The sequence below is a fragment of the Streptomyces sp. AM25 genome (assembly GCF_058146165.1).
Map to the genome: position 1 here is coordinate 1 of NZ_JBKIWN010000124.1, position 1535 is coordinate 1535.

1 protein-coding gene is annotated in these 1535 nt (G+C 59.3%); it reads right to left on the reverse strand.

The genetic code is table 11. The annotated features are described in order from the left end of the window. Positions 1-115: 115 nt before the first annotated feature. Positions 116-1072: an alpha/beta hydrolase gene (locus ACLHRZ_RS37165; protein WP_490423000.1), complete on the reverse strand. Its 957-nt coding sequence runs from the start codon at positions 1070-1072 to the stop codon at positions 116-118. Positions 1073-1535 lie beyond the last annotated feature (463 nt).

Below are 1535 nucleotides of genomic sequence, written 5' to 3' on the forward strand. Positions count from 1 at the left end.
CTGGTGAACCCCACGTGAATAACCCTCACTGCGCCAGCGGACTCTGAATCAGCCCTGGCAACGCAGGCCGGAACGTTTAAACGTAACGCCAGAGCTGAATAGCATTGGGAGTGAGTCAGACGTAGCCTCGCCATTCGGACTGCTTGCCGTTGACGGTTTCGGTCACGATGATCGGGGTTCCGTTCGCGACCCTGAAGCTGGGGCCGAAGTCGAAGGACCAGTGGCCGTTGGTGACGGATACGTCTTTTTCGATGTTGCGTGCGGGGAGGCGCAGAAGGACGGTTTTGGCGCGGTCGTCGGCAGTCCCTGAGATGCTGGTAAGGTAGGTAAACTGGCCCTGGTGGCGGACTTTGGGATAGCCGACCACCGGACGCCAGGGCACATCCTCGGCAGGGGTGCCGTACTCGATCCGGTTAATGACGTGCTTGATCACGGCATCATTACGGGGCAGGTCTTGGTGTGAGACACCGTCTACGTGCCAGTGGTGGTTGTTCGGGTTGATCGGAAGGTTCGTGACGGCATTATCCACCGTATCGTCGCTGCTTGAGGTGATCTCTTCGTAGTCGGTCGGGGCCGGAGTGGGGTTTTTATCGTTGAGGCGTTCCATGAATCCGCCGCCGTACTGGGTAAGCTGGCAGGTGGAGGTAGTGACGTAGTCTTTGGCGACATTCTTGGCGATGAGGCCAATCGCGGTGGGGCTGCACGCGCCATCGAGAAGGGTTCCTTTCACGAAGCTCTGCCCGGGGCCAAGGTTGGGTCCGCCCAAGGAGGTCCAGGACACCACGCGGTCACGGAACTTCGGGTCGGTCACAAGCGCATATCGGGTAGGAACACTGCCCAGAGAGTGTGCGACGATCGCGATTTTGCGGGTCTTGCCGAACTTTTTTTCAACAGCGCTGATAAACCGGTCCGCATTCGTTACATTGGAATCCCGCCAACCCTCGTAGTCCCAGGCGAACAAGTCGCCCTCGTTCCAGCCGGCTTTCTTGAACCCCTCCTCCATCTTCTCAAACGCCGTCGCCTTGTCGTTCATGCCGTGGACGAACACCACTGCCGTGTCGGCAGCCTTCATCTTCCCTGCGGTAGTGCCGTTGGCCTGGTATGCCAGAGCGGGGGTGGGGGTTGCGTGGGCAGGGGACGCAACCAGCAAGAGAGGGCAGGTGGCCGAGACGAGAGCCGTGGCCGCCGCCCGGCGCCAGGACGATGACGTCAGCATTGGTTACTCCTTTTCCTAGGTCCTGACGGACCGGCAAAGTGCCTGTTCTTGCGGGGGAACTGGACTCCGATGGCGGCAGGATGCCGTCCCTGTACACGGCCAGGGATGTCCCAAAGGCGATGTTCTCGTGATGTGGGACAATGAGTGACGCTGCCGGTGTGAATTGTTGCTATCCGTGACGAACTGCTGAGATTCCCTCATGAAATCTATTTTCAGCGGCCGTTGAAGGCTTGGGGTTTCGCTTGCTAATGTGTTGGCGCAGGAGCTCAGTGAACCCTTTTCATCCTGAATATTCGCAGGTGAGGAGGGTGTGGACGGC

What these genes read in the sequence shown, in the direction of transcription:
- ACLHRZ_RS37165 (WP_490423000.1), bottom strand. Translation starts at nt 1,072, where the DNA reads ATGAAGGCTGCCGACACGGCAGTGGTGTTCGTCCACGGCATGAACGAC.